This is a genomic window from Rhizobacter sp. (assembly GCF_031412075.1).
Lineage (GTDB): Bacteria > Pseudomonadota > Gammaproteobacteria > Burkholderiales > Burkholderiaceae_C > Rhizobacter.
The window spans coordinates 1-2,194 of sequence record NZ_JANOCG010000252.1 but is presented as its reverse complement, the minus strand read 5'-3'; the positions used below and the strand labels follow the sequence as shown (position 1 = coordinate 2,194).

Sequence of the window (2,194 nt, the reverse complement as noted above, 5' to 3'; positions counted from 1 at the left end):
GTCACCTTCGCCCGCTGCGCGGTGAGCCAGCCGCGCAGCGCATCGGCAATCGGCGCCGATCGTCGTCGCCGGTGTTCGAGTTGCGCCTCCGGCGGCAGCGCCTTGATCTCACGCTCCACGCCGTACAGCTGCCCAATCAGCTCGATGGCCGTCGCGGCGATCGAGCTGTTGCCGCTCGCGTGCAGCTCGACGAACTTGCGCCGCGCATGGGCCATGCAGCCGACCTCGGTCACGCCGAGTGCGAACAGCGCCTTGTAGCCACTGAAGTCGTCGCACACCAGGGGCCCCGTCCACGGCGCCTGGTCGCGCTCACGTTCGGAACTGTGCCCAAGGAAGACCCGTGCGTGCTCGCCCGAACGGCTGTCGGTGAAGTCGTAGACCACCGCCTTCAAGCCCTCGTGCATCGCGGCCGCATAGGCCCACAGGTATGCGCGGTGCGTGCGACCCTTGCCCGGTGCCAGCATCGCCACCGGCGTCTCGTCGGCATGCAGCACCTGGCATTGCAGCAGTTGGCTCTTCAAGGCATGGGCCAGTGGCTGCAAGCGCGCGCCGCACTAGCCTACCCAGGCCGCCAGCGTCGAGCGCGGAATCGCAAGGCCTGCGCGGCCGAAGATGGCTTCTTGCCGGTACAGCGGCAGGTGGTCGGCGTGCTTGGCCACCAACACCTGCGCCAGCAGGCCGGCGGTGGGGATGCCCTTGTCGATCACGGCCGCGGGCACGGGTGCCTGCACCAGAGTCTTGCACTGTGCGCAGGCCCACTTGCCACGCACGTGGCGCTCCACAGTGAACACGCCGGGCGTGTAGTCGAGCTTCTCGCTCACGTCTTCGCCCACGCGCTTCATGGCGCAACCGCAGGCGCAGGTGGTGTTGTTGGGTTCGTGGCAGCGCTCGACGCGTGGCAGGCGCGCCGGCAGCGCAGCGCGCTTGGGGGTCTGCTTCTGGTCTTCGGTTCTCGGCGGCAGGCTGGCTTGCAGCGCCGCGATCTGCTCTTCGATGGCGGCGATGTCACTGTCCACTGCTTCGTCGAACAGCGCACGCTGCTCATCGCTCAGCTGCTCGCTCTTCTTGCCGTACTGCAGCCGCTTGAGCTGTGCGACCTCGAAGGTAAGCTTGTCGATCTTGGCGTCGCGCCAGACGATCTCGTGGGCATCGCGACCAGAGCGATCGAGCAGTTGGCCCACCAGCCCACGCAGTTGATCGGCGTTCAGGCTGTCGAGCCCTTGGCGATCGATCTGCGTGATGTCGAGCATGTGAGGCAGTGTGCGAGCAAAGCACTGCGCGCACTATTGGCACATGCTCGGATTGATCAGCGTTTTGGCAACAGCGATCACACCACGGTGATGACGCCGGCTTCACCGATGCGCTGCCACGGCAGGCCGAGCACGAGCGTGTCGAGCTGCGCGCTGCTCAGGCTCAGGATCGGGTTGTCGTTGACGCCGGCCCAGACGAAGCGGCCACGATGCAGTCGCCGCGCGGCCAGCCAGATGCCGATGCCGTCGTGCACGAGCACCTTCATGCGGTTGGCGCGTCGGTTGGCGAACAGGTAAGCGTGGTGCGGGCGCGCGGCGCCGAAGACGGCCACCACCCGGGCCAGTGCGGTGTCGGTGCCGGCGCGCATGTCCAGTGGTGCGGTGCTCAACCACACCGCCTCGATCTTGATCATGCGTGCGGCTCAGCGCAGCAGCTCGCGCAGCCAGGCCGCGCAACCCTGGGCGGCCGCAGCCGGCCAGGTGATGTTCACGCAGCTGGCGCCGCGCTTGACCTCGATGCGGATGTCACCCACCAAGGGCGTCGGTGCGGGCAGCGCCAGGGCAACGAATCCCGGTGCAGTGCCGCTCGTCGAGGACATCGCAACGCTGCCGGCGCCTCTGTGCCGCAGCACCCAGCGCCGAAGCAGGTTGGCGTTGACGCCGTGCGCCAGGGCCACCGCGGCCATCGATACGCCAGGCTGTTCGCACGCGAGTACAGCCCGGGCCTTGAACTCGTCGCTGTGCTTGCGCCGACGCCGGCCCGCCGCCATGACGATCGCTTCGTTGGTATGCACGTGTCCACCTCGTTGCTTGGTGGACACGATGCTCCTTCGACTACACCATGCGGATCAACATGTGTTCACTGGACGCTTACCATGCATCAGCGTTCCGTAAGCGGTCAATGAACCGCGTCCTTGCGGCGAGAGCCGGTTGCCGATCAACGA

Annotated in this window: 2 protein-coding genes and 1 pseudogene; all 3 read right to left on the bottom strand. The window is 67.1% G+C overall.

The features are described 5' to 3' along the window. Positions 1-1,250, bottom strand: a pseudogene (tnpC, locus tag RMO40_RS09005) (IS66 family transposase); the annotation flags it as partial. 77 nt (positions 1,251-1,327) lie between these two features. Then, positions 1,328-1,663, bottom strand: a complete 336-nt coding sequence (tnpB, locus tag RMO40_RS09000) for an IS66 family insertion sequence element accessory protein TnpB (protein ID WP_309719333.1) — start codon at positions 1,661-1,663, stop codon at positions 1,328-1,330. Between the two features lie 9 nt (positions 1,664-1,672). After that, entirely contained in the window at positions 1,673-2,044 is a 372-nt protein-coding gene (gene tnpA / locus RMO40_RS08995; RefSeq protein ID WP_309719331.1) for an IS66-like element accessory protein TnpA, read from the bottom strand. Positions 2,045-2,194: the final 150 nt, after the last annotated feature.